This is a genomic window from Dulcicalothrix desertica PCC 7102, assembly GCF_003991905.1.
GTDB lineage: Bacteria > Cyanobacteriota > Cyanobacteriia > Cyanobacteriales > Nostocaceae > Dulcicalothrix > Dulcicalothrix desertica.
The window spans coordinates 1-21,958 of the sequence record NZ_RSCL01000054.1; the positions used below are offsets into that span (position 1 = coordinate 1).

General features: G+C 38.7%; 23 protein-coding genes. 12 read left to right on the top strand and 11 right to left on the bottom strand.

Translation table 11 applies throughout. The annotated features are described in order from the left end of the window. Positions 1-141: 141 nt before the first annotated feature. The 4 genes from DSM106972_RS48485 to DSM106972_RS48500 all read left to right on the top strand — a co-directional run bounded on the left by DSM106972_RS48485 (position 142) and on the right by DSM106972_RS48500 (position 3,995). Positions 142-525, top strand: a complete 384-nt coding sequence (locus DSM106972_RS48485) for a hypothetical protein (protein ID WP_127087423.1) — start codon at positions 142-144, stop codon at positions 523-525. Positions 526-712: 187 nt separating this feature from the next. Then, a complete protein-coding gene (locus DSM106972_RS48490) occupies positions 713-1,294 on the top strand; it encodes a hypothetical protein (RefSeq protein WP_127087424.1) in 582 nt (193 codons plus the stop codon). Positions 1,295-1,374: 80 nt separating this feature from the next. Continuing rightward, on the top strand, positions 1,375-1,980 hold the full coding sequence (locus tag DSM106972_RS48495; protein ID WP_127087425.1) for a hypothetical protein: 606 nt from the start codon (positions 1,375-1,377) through the stop codon (positions 1,978-1,980). A gap of 8 nt (positions 1,981-1,988) precedes the next feature. After that, entirely contained in the window at positions 1,989-3,995 is a 2,007-nt protein-coding gene (locus DSM106972_RS48500) for a P-loop NTPase family protein (RefSeq protein ID WP_127087426.1), read from the top strand. Positions 3,996-4,325: 330 nt separating this feature from the next. Here DSM106972_RS48500 and DSM106972_RS48505 read toward each other — a convergent pair whose 3' ends face one another. Further along, on the bottom strand, positions 4,326-4,565 hold the full coding sequence (locus DSM106972_RS48505; RefSeq protein WP_127087427.1) for a hypothetical protein: 240 nt from the start codon (positions 4,563-4,565) through the stop codon (positions 4,326-4,328). Between the two features lie 347 nt (positions 4,566-4,912). Next, positions 4,913-5,713 (bottom strand): hypothetical protein, encoded by an 801-nt coding sequence (locus tag DSM106972_RS48510; RefSeq protein ID WP_127087428.1) that lies wholly within the window; start codon positions 5,711-5,713, stop codon positions 4,913-4,915. Between the two features lie 180 nt (positions 5,714-5,893). On the opposite strand from DSM106972_RS48510, the gene DSM106972_RS48515 reads away from it, so the two are divergent. The 3 genes from DSM106972_RS48515 (at position 5,894) to DSM106972_RS48525 (ending at position 9,472) form a co-directional block, all read left to right on the top strand. After that, entirely contained in the window at positions 5,894-6,223 is a 330-nt protein-coding gene (locus DSM106972_RS48515) for a hypothetical protein (protein WP_127087429.1), read from the top strand. Continuing rightward, positions 6,210-8,528 carry an NACHT domain-containing protein gene (locus DSM106972_RS48520; protein WP_127087430.1) on the top strand — a complete coding sequence of 773 codons (2,319 nt, stop codon included), beginning with the start codon at positions 6,210-6,212 and terminating at the stop codon, positions 8,526-8,528. Before DSM106972_RS48515 ends, DSM106972_RS48520 begins: the two co-directional genes overlap by 14 nt. A 353-nt stretch (positions 8,529-8,881) precedes the next feature. Next, entirely contained in the window at positions 8,882-9,472 is a 591-nt protein-coding gene (locus DSM106972_RS48525; protein WP_127087431.1) for a tyrosine-type recombinase/integrase, read from the top strand. A 44-nt stretch (positions 9,473-9,516) separates the two neighbouring features. Here DSM106972_RS48525 and DSM106972_RS48530 read toward each other — a convergent pair whose 3' ends face one another. Beyond that, positions 9,517-9,843, bottom strand: coding sequence for a hypothetical protein (locus tag DSM106972_RS48530; protein ID WP_127087432.1), 327 nt, complete (start codon positions 9,841-9,843; stop codon positions 9,517-9,519). A 91-nt stretch (positions 9,844-9,934) separates the two neighbouring features. On the opposite strand from DSM106972_RS48530, the gene DSM106972_RS48535 reads away from it, so the two are divergent. Next, positions 9,935-10,201: a tyrosine-type recombinase/integrase gene (locus tag DSM106972_RS48535; protein ID WP_127087433.1), complete on the top strand. Its 267-nt coding sequence runs from the start codon at positions 9,935-9,937 to the stop codon at positions 10,199-10,201. 164 nt (positions 10,202-10,365) lie between these two features. Here DSM106972_RS48535 and DSM106972_RS48540 read toward each other — a convergent pair whose 3' ends face one another. The 4 genes from DSM106972_RS48540 to DSM106972_RS48555 form a co-directional block, all read right to left on the bottom strand. Beyond that, positions 10,366-10,551 carry a hypothetical protein gene (locus DSM106972_RS48540; RefSeq protein ID WP_127087434.1) on the bottom strand — a complete coding sequence of 62 codons (186 nt, stop codon included), beginning with the start codon at positions 10,549-10,551 and terminating at the stop codon, positions 10,366-10,368. 119 nt (positions 10,552-10,670) lie between these two features. Further along, positions 10,671-10,943 (bottom strand): hypothetical protein, encoded by a 273-nt coding sequence (locus DSM106972_RS48545; RefSeq protein ID WP_127087435.1) that lies wholly within the window; start codon positions 10,941-10,943, stop codon positions 10,671-10,673. An 88-nt stretch (positions 10,944-11,031) separates the two neighbouring features. Next, the gene (locus tag DSM106972_RS48550; protein WP_127087436.1) at positions 11,032-11,631 is read right to left on the bottom strand and encodes a sigma-70 family RNA polymerase sigma factor; all 600 of its coding nucleotides are present in this window, start codon (positions 11,629-11,631) and stop codon (positions 11,032-11,034) included. Between the two features lie 904 nt (positions 11,632-12,535). Beyond that, complete coding sequence (locus DSM106972_RS48555) at positions 12,536-12,781, bottom strand: hypothetical protein (protein WP_127087437.1); 246 nt, start codon at positions 12,779-12,781, stop codon at positions 12,536-12,538. 284 nt (positions 12,782-13,065) lie between these two features. Between DSM106972_RS48555 and parA the strand changes: the two genes are divergently transcribed. The 3 genes from parA to DSM106972_RS48570 all read left to right on the top strand — a co-directional run bounded on the left by parA (position 13,066) and on the right by DSM106972_RS48570 (position 16,627). Beyond that, positions 13,066-13,683, top strand: coding sequence for a ParA family partition ATPase (gene parA / locus DSM106972_RS48560; protein ID WP_127087438.1), 618 nt, complete (start codon positions 13,066-13,068; stop codon positions 13,681-13,683). A gap of 41 nt (positions 13,684-13,724) precedes the next feature. After that, positions 13,725-14,012: a ribbon-helix-helix domain-containing protein gene (locus tag DSM106972_RS48565; RefSeq protein ID WP_127087439.1), complete on the top strand. Its 288-nt coding sequence runs from the start codon at positions 13,725-13,727 to the stop codon at positions 14,010-14,012. A 287-nt stretch (positions 14,013-14,299) separates the two neighbouring features. Further along, on the top strand, positions 14,300-16,627 hold the full coding sequence (locus tag DSM106972_RS48570; protein ID WP_222596579.1) for an effector-associated domain EAD1-containing protein: 2,328 nt from the start codon (positions 14,300-14,302) through the stop codon (positions 16,625-16,627). Between the two features lie 244 nt (positions 16,628-16,871). Here the strand turns inward: DSM106972_RS48570 and DSM106972_RS52375 are convergent, their stop codons facing one another. Next, a complete protein-coding gene (locus DSM106972_RS52375) occupies positions 16,872-17,048 on the bottom strand; it encodes a DUF6887 family protein (protein WP_170213656.1) in 177 nt (58 codons plus the stop codon). Positions 17,049-18,263: 1,215 nt separating this feature from the next. Beyond that, complete coding sequence (locus DSM106972_RS48575; RefSeq protein ID WP_186538350.1) at positions 18,264-18,848, bottom strand: protein-S-isoprenylcysteine O-methyltransferase; 585 nt, start codon at positions 18,846-18,848, stop codon at positions 18,264-18,266. Positions 18,849-19,368: 520 nt separating this feature from the next. Here DSM106972_RS48575 and DSM106972_RS55250 point away from each other — a divergent pair. Then, positions 19,369-19,497, top strand: coding sequence for a hypothetical protein (locus tag DSM106972_RS55250; RefSeq protein ID WP_267901240.1), 129 nt, complete (start codon positions 19,369-19,371; stop codon positions 19,495-19,497). Between the two features lie 78 nt (positions 19,498-19,575). On the opposite strand, the gene fos is transcribed toward DSM106972_RS55250, so the two are convergent. After that, the gene (gene fos, locus DSM106972_RS48580) at positions 19,576-20,007 is read right to left on the bottom strand and encodes a fosfomycin resistance glutathione transferase (protein WP_127087440.1); all 432 of its coding nucleotides are present in this window, start codon (positions 20,005-20,007) and stop codon (positions 19,576-19,578) included. Between the two features lie 1,679 nt (positions 20,008-21,686). Next, on the bottom strand, positions 21,687-21,878 hold the full coding sequence (locus tag DSM106972_RS54585; protein ID WP_127087441.1) for a hypothetical protein: 192 nt from the start codon (positions 21,876-21,878) through the stop codon (positions 21,687-21,689). Positions 21,879-21,958 lie beyond the last annotated feature (80 nt).

The following is a 21,958-nucleotide window of genomic DNA, read 5'->3' on the forward strand; positions in this document are numbered from 1 at the left end:
AATTTTCCTGAAATTCAGTTATGATAATGATTACAGCCGTCGTGTGGCGGCTGGTGACAGCTTTGCTACTTTTACCCCAACAAGGACGATTTTGGTACTGACGAAGAATGGAGTACCGCACTGGATATTTTTACAGAACAAATGTCCGACGAACTAGAAATCCCCGACTTAAACAATCCAAATAACGAGTTGACAGATTTTTCAGATATTATTCCAGGCTACGGTGAGGATTTTAATCCCTACGACGAATTCCAAACAATTGACGATACCGATTACCCACTAGCTCATGGTCAATTGTTACCGCACCTAGCAGGAAAGGTGGCGCCAGATGTCATCTTCCAACTTGGGCAAGGTAACTTTGATGCATTAGAAAATATTGAAGATGAAGTTACCCGCACTTGGGCATCTAGAAGAATAGAAGAGTTAGATAATGCAGGTGCTTGGAATAAAAATTGTCAGAGCGAAAATGATAAAAGCAATGACTTTGACCCGTTCGCGGATACCTGGGGTGACGGTACTTATTAGGAGTTGAAATGTATTTTTACGGTAGGTTTCCGAGGATTTTTATCCTCATCGCGTTCGCCACCTTAATTGGGTTAGCAAGCTTTCCGGTTACAGAAAGTTGTAAGCAGTTCAAAATTAATTCTCCTTTCTGTAACGGTTCTAATGCTTTAAGTTCAGGTATTTTCAGGTTTTTTAATGGAGAGAAATAATGGAGTTTAGGTTCACATTCACGGCGCCAACAATATTCTCTGCACTTCAGTCTTTAGGGATTGACCCAATTCTAATTGACCGTGCGGAATGTGGAGACACAACGGCACTTACTCAACTACGAGAAATACTCAATCAGTGGGACGTTCGAGATAAAAACGCAAAGGTTGTGTGGAGTGTTGTTAATGAAATTACAGATAAAGTTTCATCTGTTGCTGGAACGCGCGCAGGTAGTGTTCAAAAGATTGCTGGTAATCTTTTAAATACTCAAAAGTCTATTAACTCTGTTCGAGAAACTGATGAACAAACTAAAAGCGGATTTATTCTCAATCAAGCTATTAGTAATAATCGAATTGCTTCAACTCAATACCGAACTGGTAAACAATTAAATTTAGCCACCTTCCAACATAAAGAAGCGTTACGTCAAATTGATGCGAAGGTTTCTCAGGTCAAAAAACAATCACGCAACACAACTCGACGTGAACAATGGAAAGCGGCACCAGGTAGTAACGCGATTGGTAATGCTGTTCGCGGTGTTGGTAACTGGTTTAGAAATTTAGGTGGTAAGCGCGATTCTAGATAATTTTATTTCCCGTAGAAAGCCGTGTTTTTAACTTCTACGGGAATAGTACACGCGAAATAAGCATTCTGGATTATATCAGCATGGAAGACAATAAACAAAGCTCCACACAAGGGTTATTTGGGTTTACACCATCACCACAATTTACGATTTCGGTTGATACTGATGAAATTGCCAAAGATGCTGGTTTTGATTTCAATAAATATCAACGTGAACAAGTATCTCAAGTTATCATCAGCACTGATAAGCAAATAAATCTAATAAAAATATGTGGACGGACAATAACTATTCTCTGTGCCCAACAGTTAGTAACTCAAACCTTATTTAATGCAGGTTATTTAGGTTGGTTTACAGGTGCAACGACTGCGTTCTTCCCAGCAACAAGTGCAATTTTTACTTTATCATGCATTGCTTTTAAACCGTTTCGGGTAGAGCGTCCGGTTGAGCTAGCAGCATCAGGAGCAACAACAACATTCGGAATATTGTTAGCAGTAAAGCACTTCAATGACAAAGATAAAGCCTCGGAGATAGCCGCCAAAGGAGTTAAAAGTTTTCAAGGTGAGATAGATATTTATGAAGGAATCAAGCAACCTAAACCAAAAGATAATAGCTTTTACAGTGGGTTAGGTATAGGAGTTGGAGTCGCAATTTTAGTATTTGTAGCGTACAAATTTTTGATTAAAAAGTAGGTTTCGTTATGGCAGAAGAAGCTGAAATTGTTGAAAGTTCTCAAAGTACTGAATCAGAGGAATTAACTGATTTAGGAAGATTGGATAATAGGGTACAGCGCCAGTTCGCGCCACAGGGATTAGAGTATAGTGCAGGTTCGTTAACTTGGGTAAGAAAATTATTAATTACAGGCGCCCTTGCCTGTTTACCTTTTTCTTTGTTGGGGGACGGCATTACAAAAACAGAAATATGTTTTTACCCAGAGTCAGCACAACGTTACGACGATGTAATTAGGGAGAAGCGCGAAGTTAAATTCAACATGCAGGGTAGGGTTCAATCTGAGAAAAATTTATTACTTGGAAACCGCTATTGTAAACCGCGTCAACGTCATACAATCCCACTTGGTTATATTCGCAAGGCACAGAGAGAAAGCAGCAATCCTGATTACAACCCCTATGGTTCGTTAGCAGTAGCTGGGATTGCATCAAAAGGTGTTTATGAATTTCGTAACTTAATACCTGAAAACCCGTTTAAAGACTTTGCAACAGGGAGCAGTTTAGTTTTTGGTTTGGCTACTTTATATATTTGTAAGCGCGAAGTTGAGGCATTAAATCGAATCCGCCCTGCATACTGGGAATCAATGGAGATTGAGAGGTTAACTGCGAGTAATTATATCAATTTAACATCAGAAGCATTACAACAATGGGCACAAAGAATGATTAATCTTTATGCCGGGTTACAAGAAGCCAAGCTCAGAGAACAAATGTGGGCTGCACTCTCAGAAACCGAGAAAGATTTAATTACTTTGTATATTACCGATGCCGACCGCGAACGTTTTGGTTGGGTGGTTCCTCCAAAAACTACTCAATACCAGCAAGCACAACTCGAACCAGGTTCCCCAGGTACGTATCAAGAAATGGCATCGCGCGCGTTAGAAAGTGGCGAGTTTAATATTGAGGGCAGCCAAAAAGAGGTAGCAGAATTATTAACTCGCATTGTAAAAGAAGATGGTTCAACTGCTTTAATTGCTGCACCAGGTAGCGGTAAATCGGTTGCACTTAATGAAATTATTCGTCAGGTTAAGTCAATTCCAGGCGCTAAAACTACCATCTTGTCTGTGAAGAATGACAAGTTTTGCGGGTTGGCGGAACAAGGATGTGTATTCCCATCTTCTACTACTGACTTAGAAACAATTAAGCAACAGTTTGATGATTGGTTTAAACGCTATCAAGACCGTGCTGCACTCCCTGAAGATAAAAGAGAGAACTTAACACCTGACATTCTTATTCTCGATGACTGGATAGCCTTATCAAGTCAGTTAACTTTTAAATACCCTACTTGGGATTTTGGTTCAAAACTTGTTGAAGTACTAACAACCGGACGTGACTTTAACAGTAAATTTATTTGTTCCCTTCAAAGCTTTAATTTAAGTGCTTTGGGTATTAAAGATTTGGATGCCCAATTACGCCAAATATTTAATTTACTATTTCTTGGGAATAGATACATAAAACAAGGCAGGGAGAAAGAAAGTTATGGAGTTATCGAACAAATAATTACTAGTCGGTTTTTCTGTCCAGACCCTAATATAAGGCAAGCATTGATAAATACATATTACCAACTCAAAGCTTATTCAAGAACCGAAATGATACCTGTTTGTGTTGCATACTGTGGTGATTATTTTGCGGGTATAATGCCTAAGCTTGGGGGTAAAGATAAAGCAACAGAAACTGAAAATGCATCGTTACCAAGTAGTGACACCAATCCTGTAACTGACATCAAAACTCTTGAGGGAATGCTCAACACTTCCAAGTTGTTGGATGAAGCAGAGAAGCTGGTTTTGGATTGGGTTAAGAAGCGTAAAAAAGATAGTAAACCTTATGATGCTCCTACTGCTGCTAAGAACCTGAGAGCGATTAAAACTGACAATCCAGAAGTTAGTAGAGTCAATGCAATTCGGTACATTTTCAGACAGCTATCCCTCAAAGAATATGGAACGCTAACAGACCGAGATAACTTCGATCCGAATGAATTTTAGTGGTTCCCGGCTCTCTCCAGAAACATGTACTTTTAGGCTTTTTTCAATGCGGCGCCGGGTAAGTCGCATAACGCCGGAGATTGCCGGGAAGCTTACACAGAGCCGCCGGGAGAAATCACCACGCCCGCCGGGAACCGCCGGAGAGTCGCCGGGAACGAGCCGGGTTCCGGTATTGATGCGGCGACCTTCCGGTAATACAAAATACCTCTACAAAGAACGAAATAATGTTAGGAGAATGTTATGTACTTTTTTACTACGCGCTCGTTTCAGTTTTTGGGGGTAATATCAAATAAATGATACATACATTATATTTACCAATTTAATTTTATTTCAAAAAACACTTTCTAAGTCGTCTTCCGACTCTACAACAACCTGGTTAGGTAAGGGGATTGCAGCACACCACCCAGCTTCAGTTAAAGATTCTCCGATTCGCATTTTGATTAAATATTCTTGCTCTCCTCCATCCAAAATAGGTTGATAGTCACCGCTAGGAAGGGGGCAATAAAGCATATCTCCAACCATCGAATTGTGCGCTTGTTTCTGCCACCTGGTGCGGTAGGAAGTTTTCACAAACAACCCTTCCTGGTTGCGATAGAAAGGTAACTCCCAGGACAAAGATAAGTCATAACAATTATTCCGGTTAGGACATATTTTTGCAGGACATTCTAAATTAATTGGGCAGTTCATACTATCGATTCAGTTTTATTTTAATGTACAACCTATAAAGCTTAGATTCCCCCCGATTCTTGTAAAGCTTGCCTTTCTCCAGCACAGTAATCATACCTTTTGATTCTACCAACTCAAGGAACCAAGCCCATTTTTCTAAATCTTCTTCAGTCCCCATTAATCGCATATCAACAGGGGTAGATTCGGATTTTGAAGGGGGATTGGGGGGAGTTTTTGGAGTTTTAACTTTTCTACTTCTCATGCCAAAGTTCATCCAATTCAATAATGTTATCGGTACAGATTTCTTCCCACTCCTCCCAAGCTGTGAGGGGTTTTTTCTTTTTAATATTAGTCCTGATATCAGTTATGCTATCAGGTTTGAAATCATTATTTTTAGTTTCTCCCCCAGCTACATCCTTTGTTTCGGTTTCAGGTTTAGGTTCGGGTGGGGAAATAGCATCAATAAATTTATCGAGTGCCTGCTCGATTCTCTCTTTCTTCTCTGGCGCCTTAGCTACTCGCCATTTTCTCAAAACAGCTTCCTTCGCGGTTTCCAAAACTTCGGGGGAAACTGTACCAGATTGCGGCGCCGCATCGAGACGCGCAGTTAGTTCCGCAACCTGTTCCGCTAGTAAATTGATACTTTTATCCCGGTTCTGAATCTCGCGCATTAAACCTAATTTATAAGTGTTTACTTGTTCCTTTAAGTCGTGGAACTCGTTCCTGGTGGGGATGTTAGAAATGTTCTGTACCGGAGTCTGTACCGAGTTCTGTACGGGTAGGTGGGATAATTTCTCCCCCACCACAACTTCAACCATTGCCTTGATATCAGCTTCGGTTACTTGTCTTACGTCCTGTTTTACGGTTCCAGGCTTTTGTAAAACAACCTCACCGTTTGTTAGTGCTTCAACCCCAGCCATGAGGATATCAATCAAGGTTTTAGACCTATCGCAGCCGCTATCGTTGTCTGCGGGATAATACTCCTGTCCTATTTTATCAATGGCTTCCAGTAAGGTTTCGGGGCAGCGGAAATTGAGCAGTTTGTTTGCCATGTCTTACTTGCACCACGATGTCTTACACGATTTTACACCCAACCTGAACGCGCATTGTATTACAACCTTTTAACAAAAACGAACTTGGACAAAAGTCAAAAAAAGTTGAGTATAACTTCGGAAAACACTTGTAAACAAATGTATCTATTTAGGTGAGGATAGTTACGTGTTCAAGAAAAGATGACCAACACCCCCCCAACCATTGATGAATTGCGTGAAAGCTTTAATCGCGTGTATGACGGACCCGACCGATTGCAGCGAGAATACGATTTGGTAATGGAATCCGAGCGATTGGGTGTGCCCCTGGATACTTATCGTCGGTTGTATGAGTTGCGCGGGGAAGAACATATGAACCCTTACCCCAAGCCTAAAAATTGGCAGTACGCGCCCCGTGAATGGCTAGGAACCGGAATTAATCTTACGTACCCTGTAGAATGTTATAAATATTTTTCTATTAGTCCGCAATTTTCTAGTATATTAATACTTGTACTCCAAAATGGGTTTATCTAGACAGCAGCGCAAGCAACTACAAGAAGCTCTAATTGATGCTTTCCCCACAAAAGCATCACTAGAACAAATGCTGTCGTTTGAATTAGATAAGAACCTAGAAGTAATTGCAGGAGAAGGAAATCTACAAGAAATTGTTTTCAAGATAGTACAAACGGCTGAAGCAGAAGCTTGGGTTGAAAAACTAATTGGTGCAGCACATAGAGCAAACCCTGGCAATCCAAAATTAAGAGCTATTAGTAAATCTGGATTTGAATTTTCTTCTAGAAATGATGTTCAAAAGGGACTGTTAAAGCAAGTTAGTACTGAAGTTATCTCACGATTAGAGCAGTCATTACATAATCGAATTTATATTGTCCAAGATACAGACCAAAATCCAGAGCAGATTGAATTACCTTGGGCAAGTGAGATAAAGGTAGGCTCAAAACCAAAAGTTCATTTAACCAATACACAATTAACCGCAGTCTATGACCAGTCGGAGATTGATGGCAGATTATTGATTTTGGGAAAGCCTGGGGTTGGAAAAACTACCATGCTTCTTAAGTTAGCTGAGGAACTAGTAAAACGTGCTAGGAATGACCCAGCATATTCTATTCCAGTGTTATTTTCTTTATCTTCTTGGAAGAATGATAGCCACAGTATCAAAGAATGGTTAATTGACCAGTTAAAAGACAAATATGGGGTACGGAAAGATATTGGTAAAGGTTTAGTAGAAAATCAAGAGATTATACCTTTGCTAGATGGTTTGGATGAATTAGCAGCAGAGCGTCAAGAAAAGTGCGTTGTAAAAATTAATGAATTTTTACATCCCAGTAATTGGACTAATCCTGCAATCGTTTGTAGTCGGATAGAAGAGTATCAACGATATAAAGTCTTGCTTCAACTAAATAACTCATTAGAACTACATTCTTTCACTTTACAACAAGTTTATCAATATTTACAAGGTACAGATAATTTAGAATTATGGAATAATATTAGTCAAGATGAAGATTTAAAGCAATTAGCCCAAACACCACTTCTGTTGAATATTATTGTCCTCGCTACTGAAGAACTATCAATACAAACATGGCAACAGTTCAAAACTTCTTCTGAGCGGCTTAAATATTTATTTGATGCTTATATTTGTAGAATGCTCAAACGTCCTTATAAGGATAAACAACCATTACAGTCAAATACTGAACGTTGGTTAAGTTGGTTATCGCGTCGATTAATTGAAGAAAGTGCAACGGAGTTTTTTATTGAAAAAATTCAGCCAGATTGGTTGAGTAATAAATTTAAAAAAATTATTTATAATGTGATTTTATGGGGAGTTATAGGAGGACTGATAGGAGGGCTGATAGGAGGGCTGATAGGAGGGCTGATAGGAAGGCTGATTTATGGGCTGATAGGAGGGCTGACTTTTGGACTAATTTATGGGCTGATTTTTGGGCTGATTTATGGGCTGATTGGAGAGCTAATAGAAAAGAAAATAGAGAGTATTAAATTAATTAATCGTCTAATAAATTTTAGGATAACTATAAAGTGGCTGATTTCAGGGCTGATTTCAGGGCTGATTTTTGGGCTGATTGGAGAGCTGATTTTTGGGCTGGAAGATGAGCTGGGATATGAGCTGAGAAAGGTGCTGATAGCGTGGCTGGTTTCAGGGCTGGTTTTCGGGCTGATTTTTGAGATGATAGGAGGTGAAATTCAACCCGTTGAAAATCTCAAATTTTCTCTTGATAAGTCTTTAAATAGGCTGATTTATGGGCTGATTTATGGGCTGATTGTAAGGCTGATTTATGGGCTGAATGAAGTTGGAATTCAATTCGTTGGAAATCTCAAATTTTCTCTTTATGAATCTTTAAATATGCTGATAGTAGGACTGATAGTAGGGCTGATTTTTGGATTTGATGGAGTAGAATTAGAAAATAAAACTATTCCTAATCAAGGAATTAAACAATCAGTTATTAATACTATAATTATATCAACAGTAACTTGCATATTGGCTTCATTATTAATATTTGTAATTCCAATTAAACAACAGGACGTTAATCCAAACAAAGCTTTAATTAATAGCTTAGTAATGGGATTGTGTGCTGGACTACTTATTGGAATACCTAGAAGTGGAACACCAGCTATCAAACACTTTGTTTTGCGTGTGATTCTCTGTCAGAGCGGTTATATCCCTTGGAACTATGCCAAGTTTCTCGACTACTGCACTAACCGTCTGTTTTTACAACGAGTTGGTGGTGGATATCGATTTATGCATGACCTGCTACGCCAGCACTTTGCCAATTCTTATGCTAAATCCAAAAACGCTCTTGACTAAAAGGGGTCAACGCCTGGATATATACCTTGTATCAAAAATTCACAAAATATTTTTAACTCTGTCTTTTGAAGTGAGCAGAAAAAGCAACCGAACCAGGCTACATACCTACACACAGGGCTTTAAGGCGCTCGTCACTGCCTTTAGTACATATACTAGCGTGTCACCACTCTATTGTGTATCCGATAGTAAAAACTTATCTGTGATGGCTGAAAAGGCGGTTTTGCGTATTGGGTACAGGGAGCGACTTATCAGGAAAAACTATAACGGGACACTGCTCACGCAACAATCAGGGTTTTGGGGCTAGAAACTGTTCGTATTTAGCCGCATAATACTAACAGATATGTTTTATTAAAATGTTAGTACGCCGCAAGAACAAGGATTACAGGTCACGGGAGCATCTTACCGTAGGTGAGGTCAATCAGCTCCTTGAAATTGCAAAAGTTTATGGGCGCCACAAGGTTCGGAACTATGCTCTTGTTCTATTAATGTTCCGCCACGGGCTAAGAGTGTCCGAAGCTTGCGAGTTGCGCTGGGATGCAATTTCCTTAATTGATGGTGAGATTTTTATCACGCGCAAAAAAGGAAGTGAGAGTGGTACGCATCCACTACCAGAAGATGAAATTGAAGCTTTGGGACGGTTGAGAAGTTCTAATCCTAACAACGATTATGTTTTTGTGGGGGAAAGGGGAGAAGTACTGACTCCCGCTGCGGTACAAAGATTACTGTCTCGGTTGGGTAAACTTGCCGGATTAACTATCAAAGTTCACCCACACCAATTACGCCACGCCTGCGGCTATTACCTTGTCAACGCTGGATACTCTACCAGGACTATTCAAGATTTTTTAGGGCACCGGGATATTAGACATACCGAGCGTTACACCAAACTTAACTCAAAACGGTTTTCTAATATTGATTGGAATAAAGGGAAGGAACAACCTTTCTAACACTGTCTTACACCTGTTTTACATTACATCCAACCATTATTCAGTCAAACACGACGGTTAAGTATTAATTTTTCTTCATTTCCTGATTGAAAGTGATTGATTGCAGCCTGAATTACATTTCCATTTACAGGGTCATCAATAGGTTTATGGGCATCTTTGAGATAAATTTTTACGGCTGTTAGAGAGATTCGATCTATCAAGTCAACAAATAACAATCTGCCATAATCCTCTTTATTAATCAAAATATCATAATATTGCGGATTAAAGGCACTTGCTAATCTTTGAAAACAAGACAAATATTGTATCTCTTCCCGGTCAAGATTTTGTATGTCTTGCGAATTGTAAATCTTCCCATTGGTACAATAATTCATAACAACTCCTTGGTTGCTAATTGTACAATCAGTTATTATATAGGAGTTATTCTAACTAGTATATTCGCTCTTAATGTTTTTTTAATATAGAGTGCAATTTATACCAGGGACATGCCAGGACACTAACACCCGGAGCCAGATTAAACGTATTGTTGAAACTGCTGCATCAAGAGCTGGTATCAATAAAAAAGTCTCTCCTCACTGGTTGCGGCACGCTCACGCTAACCATGCCCTTGAAAATGGCGCCGATATAGGGTTAGTAAAAGATACTTTGCGGCACGATAACGTTGCTACGACTTCTCGCTATCTCCATGTTCGACCAAATGATAGCAGTTCTATGTATGTTCCCAGTCTTTAGTAATGTCTTACAGTAAGTCTTACACATTACCTCTAACCGTATGCTGTCATCTGTGGGAGAGAAGTCGGGAAACATAATTTAGACGACATCGCTAACACTCAACCACAAACTAGTCAACCTGAAACCCGCCAAATATAATTGGCGATATTTGACGGGTTTAATAACTATTCAATATCATCAAGATTTTTTATTAGCAGTATTAAACCTAACTCCTGAAGAATTTTAATTAGAGAGAGAACTACGGAAACTATAGAAGCTATATCCCTTACATTTTTAACTAGTTTTCGCCAGTCCCATTTTTGTATTTTTTTGCCAGAGTTCTTAAAACTATTACTTTCTTGTTTTTTCATAATCTACGATTACTTGACTAAAAGTTATCAACTCTTTAGTCGTAACTTACTCAAAATGTGACATCTATTTTGTGAAACAACTTATATCACATACTCAAAATAATAAAAGATAATTTTTACTAGCTAATATTTCTAATAAGCATTTTTAACTTTTCACTTTGTTGTTTGTAATATTCAACATAATCTTCTTCTAAAAACCCTTCTTCTTGTACTAATGAATATTCAAAGTTAGTGATTAAAGCATCTAACAAATCATCAGTTTCAGCTATTTCTAAAATTTTTATTATACGCTGTGTATCCACAACGGAAAGTACTGGCAAAGTTGTCAGCTTTTGATATTGTCGAAATAGATTGTAAGTTTGAAAATGCTTAAGCATTTTCTTTGTGCCCATAATTCATGGCAATAAAAATTTATTGGTTTTAGTAAAAAAGGGAATGAAATAATTTTTAAACAAATTAGTTAACATCCCCTCTTACACATTAGTCTTTAGTTAAAAGAAACTGCTTAAGCCGTTCTTTAATACGCTCTCCACGTTTACGTAGTGTAGGAATATTACGTTGTATTCCAGAATCAGCCAAATGTTTTTCAACTTCTTTCCAAGACAAACTTCGTCTAAAACGTAAGTCAAAAATTATTTGGTCTTCTGAATTCAAACCACTAAAAGCTTTCCACAATTTCTCTAACTGTTTTTCTTGCAGAATCTCATTATCACATTCAGCATTTTCATTTGAGATTTGAGATACGATTTTACACTCAGTACTATCGTACTTATCTACATCTAATTCTATGAAATTAAAATGCTTTTTGTCTCTATATTGATTCCGCACTCTATTACAAATCACAAAGTGAGCTACTTTATAAGACCACCTTTGTGGATTATCTATCTTACCTCCTCTTTCAATCGTATCAATTCCACGTATATAAACCTCACTGAGAACTTCAAACAATTCAGTATCACGAAGCCCATACTTATTAATTTTTCGTTGAACAATCGGAAAAATTTGACCATCTTCTCTTAGCAAAGACTCAAAGACTGCCTTAAAGTTTTGCTTTCGAGTAAGTATATCAAGAGATGACATTCAAACTTACTCGCAAGCTCTTTACAAGATTCCAGATTAATGATTAACCTAACAACCTTGTTTCCAAGCTATTAAGTAAAAAATCTAATAAGCATTAACTTGTAACTTTACCCCACAGATGATCGACTACAAAGATGATAGGACATAAGCATTATTCCTGATTTAATAGGGGTTTTTTATAGCTGCTCCCAAGCAAATGAGGTACGGTTTTATCTTTATTAGCCAAAAAGAGGCTTTAAAAGTGTACTTTACTAGACTGGGAACCACTATAAAGCAGTCTAACTATTTAGTCGTAATCGATATAAAAATGTGACACTATAATTAAACCCACTTTCCGCACTTCATCGTGTAATACACGTAGATTTCCAATATTCTGTTAATCAAGGTTAGATAATGAACAAAAATAGCACTAATTAACAGTATTAATACTTAATCAACGCTGATAATTAGGAATTATTCTTGAATAAGAGCGTACTATATATTGAAGTGCGGAATATGGGATTAAAATAAATCAGGAAGTATCAGCAATAGCTTATCGGCTATGGGTACACCTGGCTGAGTATCTGCTCTACTTAGCAGTCCCTGGGGTCATCGTACCAAAAAAGGTTTTTTGTACGCGCTCGGAATTAGATGAATTGCGCTCAAGTGTTACCAAGCAAGGTTTTCAGCCCAATGCTCTTGAGGGATGTTTTTTACTACTTTTAGGCACTAAACGCCAAAAAATCAAAATTTTTTAATTGTCTGAAACGTATGCATAGTAAGAGTTTTAGCATTATTAATATTTCCTTAGCGTACAAAAAACCTTTTTTGGTACAGTCCTGCCGATTTGGTACGTTCTCCCCCTTTTGATAAAAAAGCCAGAATTTAATATCCTGGCTTTTTTATAACAATTTATGTTCCTTACCTAAAGTGCATTGTACCAAGCCCATTCGTTAGCATCTATAACGAGTAATCTATCGTTTAGTTTAAAATAAGGCAATAATGCATCCCGCACGCTTATGGTATTTTCGTATAGAGTTCCTTCGTAAACCCATAAATTAATTAGAACTCTTTCAGCATTACTACTAATCAACATATTTTCAATACGTTGATAATCTTGAGTTGTAGCGAAACTCAAATCATATGAAATAAAAAATTTCTTCGTAGGCATATTTACCTCTTTCTGGTTCAAGGTAGTAATTATATACTGTGCAATTTGGAAGTCAAGTAAACAGAAATACAAAAACCTTGAATTTTAGACGTAAGTACTGCTGCACCCTCGACCCATCTCCTGCCCCTCTCAACACCAAGGGGTGAAAGTAGCAAGCGTAATAATAATTTGTAGGCAGGGAGTATCGCATTTACAGCAGCAATGCTGGTATTTCTGCTATCTGGCATAGTGGCATGGTGCCATGATGACATGCCATCATGGTGATACTGAACATATTTTGAACAATGAAAACAATTGCAATCGTTTCAAGGAAAGGAGGCAGCGGAAAAACAACCTTAGCCGTTCACGTTGCCGTCGCTGCTTTCCTCAACAAAAAACAAACCGCGATAATTGACCTCGACCCACAAGCAAGTGCCAGTGGTTGGGGCGATAGCAGAGAGGATGAATCACCTGCTGTAGTTTCCGCACAAGCATCTAGACTTACTCACGTTTTAGATGCTGCTGTTGAAAATGGTGCAGAAATTATAGTTATCGACACTTCTCCTCATTCCGAAACCGCAGCCCTAGCCGCTATCCGTGCTGCTGACCTAATTTTAATTCCGTGCCGCCCTGCCATTTTCGATTTAAGAGCAATTTCTGACACCGTTGATTTAGTCAAAATGGCGAACAAATCCGCTTTTGTAATTCTTAATGCTGTACCACCAAAAGGAAGCTTAGGGGATGAAGCGCGAACCGCAATATCTCAACATGATATTGAAATATGTCCCTTTAAATTAACTCAAAGAATGGCATTTGTTCACGCGGTTACTGCTGGGTTAAGTGTTCAAGAATACGAACCAGGTAGTAAAGCTGCTGATGAAATTAAGAGTCTTTATAAGTGGATTTTAAAACAGCTAAAGTAAATGCCATCATGCCATCATGCCACTAAGCTGGACACAGAACTATGCCTAAAAAACCTAACCTAGCCGCTGCTTTGAACGATGCTTCTAAAAAACCTAACAGGAGCCAAGTCAGTAAAAAAATAGAACCGCTTGAAAATTCAGATAATGATGCTAATGATAAAATACCACCTTCTCGACGTGGAAAGAAAGCCATAACCGTACATTTTGACCCTGCTGCTTGTAAACAATTAAAGCAACTTGCAATGGACGAAGAAACATCGATTCAAGCTTTAATGACAGAAGCGTTAAACGATTTATTTGAAAAGTATGGGAAAAATCCAATTGCATAATTTAAACCTGCAATATGCACTTCCAATGTTTTTATTTCCTGTTATGAGTAAATTGCTAAACCCAGACATAACAAGTGTTTTCAGACCATCTTGCAGGTTTTTACAAGTATCTCGGTGCTATGCAACCCAAGGGAGAGCGAAAATTTTCGGATTCTCGCTCTCCTATATAGCTAATTTGTACTTTTTAGTGTTTTTTATCCAATGTAAAATTTTGTTACTTTTCCAGAATTGAGTTTAACAGTACTGTAGTCATTGTGTAAAATTTTACAATAATCAGCAACATCACTATGGATGGGCAGCAGCGTAGGAATTTACAACAAGCTTTACTTGATGCTTTTCCAACTAAATCATCATTACAGCAGATGTTGTCGTTTAAATTAGAAAGAAATTTAGATGTAGTTTCTGGAGGAAGTAATTTAGGAGATGTTGTTTTTAATTTAATAACAACAGCAGAATCTCAAGGATGGATTCAAGACTTAGTTCGTGCTGCCAAAGATTCAAATCCTGGGAATCCTAAATTACAAAAGATTACTCCTGAGTCATTTACTAGTACTTTAACTGAGACTATAAATATTGATGAATTAATACAAACTGCGCGCGATAAAATTGGTATTTATATTAAAGAACGCCACGGTAAGTTCAAAGTTTTGGGGATGCACGAACCAGTAAAGCTTGAGGATGTTTATACAGCAGTACAGTTTTTAGGGGAGGAAGGAATTAAAGCGTTTGCGTCGATAAATAATTTAGAAGAGGCTTTTCGTAAGTCACAGACGCGCGGGTTTCAGTTAGAGTCTAAGAAACAAGACGGACTTAAGGTTGCTAACGAAAAGCAATACTTGATGGTACTAGGACAACCAGGTGCGGGTAAATCTACATTTTTACGGCGCCTGGGTTTGGAGGCATTGAAAGGTAAGAATAGTGGATATAAGCATGAATGTGTTCCAGTGTTTCTGGAATTAAAGCGATTTACCACAGGTAAAATAAATATAGAACAAGCAATTATTCAGGAGTTAGAAAGCTGTGGTTTTCCCAAGCCACAAGATTCAACTAAAAAGCTTTTAGAGAAAGGTAAATTATTAATATTACTTGATGGCTTGGATGAAATACCAACTCAACAACTAGATAAAGCAATTACAAAAATTCAAGATTTTGTAGATAAACACTCACAAAACCGTTTTATTGCTTCCTGTCGCACTGCGGCTTATCGTAGCCGTTTTAAACGGTTTAATGATGTAGTAATGGCAGATTTTGATGACGAGCAAATAGAGCAATTCATCAATAATTGGTTTCAATCAGAGCAAGACAAACAGGTAAATACAGCACAAAGATGCTACTCATTGTTACAACAACCAGAGTATGCTTCGGCTAAGGAATTAGCACAAACACCGCTATTGTTGACATTATTATGTTTGGTATTTGATGACTCTCAAATTTTCCCTAAAAATCGAGCATTACTGTACAGTGAAGCATTGGATGTTTTATTAAAAAAATGGGCATCAGAAAAGCGTGTGCAACGTGACCCCATTTACCAAGATTTAAATTTTAAACTGGAAGAAATGATGCTGGCAGAAATAGCCAATGACAATTTTGTTGAGAATAAGCTATTTTTCAGCCAGCGTGAAGTAGAAGCACAAATTAGCAAGTTTCTAGCAGATAATTTGAATGCGCCAAAACACCTAGATGCAAGCGTAATTTTAGAAGCAATTCAAATCCAACAGGGTATTTTAGTAGAACGTTCCAAAGACGTACTTTCCTTTTCTCACCTAACGCTTCAAGAGTATCTAACTGCTCAATATATAGTAAGTAGCAATCAAATTGAGGGGTTGGTGAAGAAAGAACTTGCAAATACACGCTGGCAAGAAGTTTTTCTCTTAGTTGCAGGATTAATGGATAGAACTGACCAATTACTGCTTTTAATTGAAAAACAAGCCCTTTCTTATATTAATACTCCTAAGTTACAAGCGTTGCTACGTTGGGCACACGAAGAAACTACAGGTTCTGCGAGTGATATTAAACCTGTAGGTAAACGTGCATTAGCCAACGCCTACGCCAACGCCGTCGCCTACACCATCACCATCACCATCGCCATCGCCAACGCCAAAGCCAACGCCAACGCCAACGCCAAAGCCAACGCCAACGCCGAAGCCGAAGCCGAAGCCGAAGCCAACGCCATCGTCATCGCCTACGGCGAAGCCTACGCCTACGCCGAAGCCTACGCCTACGCCGAAGCCTACGTCATCGCCATCGCCTACGCCAACACCGACGCCATCAACAGATTTATAAAATTTGCGAACTTGCTAAAAGATGATCGAATTTTTAATAATGTAAATTATACTGCATTAATTGCCCAATTGAAAGCACTTAAAACTCTAATTCCTAGTGATGAACAGCCAAGGACTGTGCGCGAGTTATTTACTAAACAACTCATAGAAACATGGCTTCATGCTTTTAACCTCACCCCAGAAATGCTTAATTTATCTAAAGAAGAAATTAAAGCACTAAGCAATTACCTCTATGCAAATCGCTTAATTATTGAGTGTAAAGATGCAGCAGTGCGAGTGTCCCCATCTACTTGGGAAGGAATTGAGGAGAGGATGTTGAAGCTTGAAAATTAGGAGAGAACCTAAAACTATCCCAGTGCCGCATTTTAGTGTTGTAATTTTTTGATTTTTTACAACAGCGGGTCATACACCAAGATGGCACACACCCCTTTGACGCATTTATTACTTGCGACTATAACAGTACAGAGCTACAGGTTCGGGCGCCAACTGCGACAAGAAAGACTCGGCAATTGCCCCAAGCCCTGTACCAATACCAAAACTCGTAGCGCGCGCGAGCTTCGGTAATTTGAATTTGATATCAATCTGGATTGCGCTGCTTGGACAACAGTTTATTGAGTACTGGTACAACTTCAGGGTCATCAAACCCTTGGTCGGGCGAGTATACCTTAGCATTGGGGTCGCGGAATCTTTCTAAGTAAATTGATAAAGCTTCGTCATCCTCTCTATGTTCGAGAACGTACTTATGAAACTCCAAAGAGCAACGTAGCCAGGAGAAAAAATAAAACCTCTATCCTGCTAAAAGCTCGAAGATTCTGCCGAACTTGGCAACCTATCATCGGATTCTTAGTTTTAGTCGCGAGGCTTCTTCCTTCCGCAATACCAGTTTGGGTGCGGGAGTTGGAAAAAATAGCCAATTTCCTTCGCACCTTCTGGTGGTGGGATTAAAGTAAGCTAACCCCCGGCGCCTGAAGTTACTATCTCAATTTTTTCAATTTTTGGGATAGTAACCCAGCGGTGGGGAATTGCTCCAAGCAAAGCGCCGTCCATCAAACAAAAACTCCCAAAACTTGACTGTCACGCATTCTTATCTATATATATGTGTAGGTAAAGTTAAAAAATTATTTACTCAAAGCCTTTTTAAACAAACCCTTGACAGCGAGATAACACGTAGAGATATCAGGGAAGGGGGCGATGGGGGTGACGGTAATAAAAGTCTTGATGGTATGCCCCCTTCCCTGATATCCAAGTTTATCTTTCGCTTTCAAGGGCAAGCGTTGTTTGTTAAAAAACACTTCTACGTGCAGGGAATGAAAGCTCCAGAGGCTCCGATAATGACTTTTTTTTTATCTAGCAGAGTGAAAAACAGGCACCACGCTTTTCTCTTGGCTCCCAACTCTATAATTAACCCACAGTTCCCATGCTCCAAATTTTCCGTGACCCCCGGCGCCTCGGTAGGGAGCCAGCCATGCCTTAAAACTTACGTTTTACCATCGCTACTCGCTCGGCACAGGCAGACTGGCTCAAGGGGGATACCCCCTTAAGAAACCCCCCCAGTCGATAATCGGGCGCCTTAATTACACCCAAATTGAAAACACTACAGGTGCCACTTACAAGTACACTTAAAGTCCAGGCATAAGGGGTCAGATAAGCAATGGTACAGAAAGTTACGCTAAGGCTGAAACCATTACTGTATAAACACTCTGCACAGCAATATATTTACACTTCGTTCACAGTGTCCAGTGCTATCCTCAAAGTATCAATTAATCTATACTCTATTTGGCACAGCAAACGAGTACGATACAGCGAGGGTTTCAGACTCTAAAATTTAAGACCCTTCAATTGGTACAGTTTTTCTTCCTGGTGATTCAATTCCTTAACGTAACTTTCTGTACCGCTGCTTATTTCACCCCCATAAGCAGTGCTAAAGTTATCCCTCAACCCCATCCAACTCCAATTAAATTAGAATAGCTTAAAACAAATAAGGAACTAATCGCTTCGTGCGTTGCCTATAGGCTTCATACTCCGAGCCAAATCTGTTGAGCAGCATCTGTTCCTCCTGATTAACTCGTGTTGCATAGGCGATACTAAAGCTAATTAATCCAGATAGACCAGCAATCCAATTAGGAAGCAATAGTGCTTGTGCAATGCAAAGTAGCAAGACAGAAGTGTACATTGGATGACGAATATTTTGATAAACACCATTGGTTGTCAATGTATGCCCTTCACGAATTTGCAGCGTTGATGACCAATTTTTCCCTAAGTCGTGATGGCTGCGCCAAAACAACCAAAGTGAAAGTGCAAGAATTGCAGTACCTAATCCAATTGCCCAAATCGGTAGAGAGTGATTTGTAAAATTTAACCTTGGAAACAGAACATAAACCAAAGGGATAAACATTATCCCCATCAATACCAAAAGACGAACTATCTTTTCTTGTATAGTTTTTTGGTCATTAATAATTATGTTTTCTTTTTGCTCTCTTTGATAGGGAATCCTGATAATTAACCACACCATTACTCCAATTATAAAAAAGCTCTTTGAAACTAATGTATTCATTTGGCGAATCTCCTGTATTAACTCCAACAGTGGTTGCTAATCTCATCGCTCTTGCATCAACAATATTCGACTATAGCAATGCTAATTCAATTAAAATAAAAATAAACTTTATATGCCACGTCAGTGCCTTTCCGAGGGTTCCACTCTCTCGTGCGTATAAAGGTTCGCACATATTAATTTACGACGTGCCTCTTAGAGCAGGTATCTCGGCGGTCACCCACCTATGTCCTCGAAGCGTAAGAGTGTCTCCGAATCCCCGCGTCGCAGGAAGCTTTTGAGCATTACAAGCGTACCATTCGGTTTAAGACCCCGCCCAACGGGTAAGGCAGTCGGCAATGGGCAGTAGTTTTTAATTAAAGGTTTAAAGGCATATTATTCATGATGTTTCCCCACTGCCCACTGCTCGTTTCAACCACAAGTGTGTTAATTAAATTAAAACCTGAATCAAGTATATCCAGCAATTGATTAACAATGGTTAGTTGTCAATCACCAACCAATTTATATTTAGATGAATCAAGTTATGTCAACACAACTCATACTTGAAACATCCACACCAACCAAAAACCCAGAACGAAAAATTACCAACACCAATACAAACATGAATCAAGTATTAAAACAAAGTTTATTATACCTGAATCAACTTATGTAAACCCGAATCAAGTTATAAATATACCGTTTTTTCAGATAAAATATAGGGGGTGCCAGCCATGCCCGCTGAACTTACGTTTTACAGGAAGCCTGTGCTTGGTACGTCAAAAAACTTCATACCCTCGTAGGGAGCTTTAGAAGCAGCCGCAATTCTTGTCCACAAGTCACCTATGTGCAGTTCAAGTTTATGGTAATCTGGGTCAAGAATGTATAAAGATTCGCCTTCACTCGTGTTTTGCTTCCACAGCTGAACTCCTAAAGCAAGCAGGTGAGCGCGATATTTTTCAAAGTCTTGCTCGCAAACACTAAAAGCAATATGAGTATATTCAGAGTCTTGACTTGTGCGAGCGTACCTATCTAAGGATAGGCACAGCCACAAATCACCTGCTAATAAATAAGCACCCCTTTTCCACTTAGCGACGGGCTGACACCCTAGAACTTTGGTGTAAAAGTCAAAAGATGCTTCCAAGTCAGACACTGATAAAGTAATATGATTGATTCCTGTAATCATTTTGCTGCTTTAGCTATTTTACAAATCTTTATGTGGATAAGTTTTAATAATAATTGTTAGCATCATGAGTCGGGGCGCCCGACTCCCTTTATTATTTTCTAATTAATTGGCGTCAAATCGACTTAAAATAATTAAATTGTGTAGTATATACACAATTGATTTTTCAAGCTCCACGCTTCAAATTCATGCAGACGGAGTGCCCCTGAAATAATACGAGTATAAAAAAGCAACCACAGCAACTCCTTCAAAGTATTGCCTTGTAAGCTTTTTAGACTCGCAGCACTCACAAAAATTCGTCTAAGACGAGTAAAACCAATATAAGACAACACAAGACAACAAGAACGAGAATTTCTATCAGTTTTCCTAATAACCAAGCTTGTAAAGTCTTCTTTTGGCTTCTTTTGACTTTGATTGTCTTGGTAAAAAATACCTAAAAAAATCAGATTGAGGATATCAGTATTTTTATTTTGGGGTGGAGTCAACTGGAGCCAACCAAAACGCTCCAAATCATAAAAATCAATCAGGTCTTCTTATAAGTTGGCTCCAATTGACTCCATTTTGTCTCCAATTAAAAACTTTATTCCTTTAAACTCGATTCCGATTCCGAAAATAATTTCGGGCGCCTTTTTATAAATGTTTTTTTTAATCAATAGCACACTTGCCAAGGGTTTAAGCTTTTACATAAATCTATTCCTACGGTTTATCGATTAACAAACCGTATTTATCAGTACAGAGTTAGTTAACTATCGAACCAACCTGTACTGATGTAACCTAAGTGACACCTTAGTTAAACCTAGGTGACACCAAATCAAAGCAAAACAGCCATAAACTGCGAATCGAATTACTTTTTTGATTTAAAATCACCATAAGCCACTGCCCGACGTAATAAGTACCTCTCTAAAAATAATTACACGTTGTTTTCTAGGCTGGACAAGGGTTTCAGCCTAATTCTGTGTAATTAATTTTGTCCGAACACCCAAGTAAGGTGACACCTAGGTTAAACCTAGGTGACACCTAGGTTTAACCCTGGTTGAAATACAGCAGATAACCAGTTATTTCCTTTTTTTTATTTGTTTCAATCAGGACAAGAGCGCGCGCTACCCCATCTGAATTAACTACATTTAAACTACATTTGTAATACATTGTCGAATATTTTTACAGTATAAATACTCAATAATTGGGAGAGGGAGTAAAAAGGGATAAAAAAGGGAGTCAATCGGGAGTGTTTCGGGAGTAAATCGGGATAAAACATGGCTTTTCAGTATATTAATACTAATCAATAATGATGGTGACTCCCGATTTACTCCCGATTAGTCCCTATTTAGTCCCTATTTAGTCCCCCTCTTATCACTAATTGGTCATGAATTATATTTGACAAATCGAAGCGTGTCTCCCGCTCTCCCAAAAAAATAATTTCGGGCGCCACTCGTTCAATCTATGTTTAAAAAAATAATTGGGGAAGGAGTTTCCCGTGCCAACCAACACAAATTGTGTCGTAGTCGCACCGTCACCATGCCATAACTTACCTTCTATATCTTCATACATAGATTTTATTGGTAGGGAAATGGTAGGGATTTTGTGTCCACCATCAAGCTAGCGGATAAAAAATCCCTACTAATTCCCTCCTACGCTGAAGCCTTGAGTCTCCTCCAAAGAAATTTCGGGGGTACTCGTTAAATTTATGTGTAAAAAATAATTGATTTAAAATTTCCCATGCCAGCCAACACAAATTGTGTTGTAGTCGCACCGTCACCATGCCGTAACTTGCCTTCTATATCAAAAGGCATAGATTTATCGAGTAGGAAAATGGCAGGAATTTTTGATATTAGTCTGTTGATATCAAGCACTTTGCTGCACAGTAATCCTACCATTTTCCTGCCATTTTCCTACTGTGCCGACGCCGCTCGTCTCCTCCAAAAGCAGTTTCGGGTGGGCTTCGATATAATCGAAG